1 pseudogene is annotated in these 263 nt (G+C 76.8%); it reads left to right on the top strand.

What is annotated here, in order from left to right:
- A pseudogene (locus tag ACYQ0J_RS00800) lies at positions 1-263 on the top strand (metal-dependent hydrolase); the annotation flags it as partial.

Below are 263 nucleotides of genomic sequence, written 5' to 3'. Positions count from 1 at the left end.
CCTGGTGGTGGAGGCCCTGGGGCGGGAAGGGGTTCTGGTTGAGGACGAGTTGGGCCGCACCCTGGCGGTGAGCCGGGACGGCCAGGTGGTGGCCTACCGGGTGCGCATGGTCCGGGGGAGGCCCCAGGTCCTCAGGGAGTGGCGGCTGGACCTCTCGGGGAGGCTTCTCGCCGACCTCCTGCAGGCCCTCCCCCGGTCCGCCCGGAGGGTCTGGGTCACCGGGGAGGCCCGCCCCGCCACCGCCCCCCCGCCCCTCGTCCCCC

The sequence above is a fragment of the Thermus sp. FJN-A genome (genome assembly GCF_054655095.1).
This window is presented reverse-complemented; position numbering and strand designations above follow the sequence as displayed.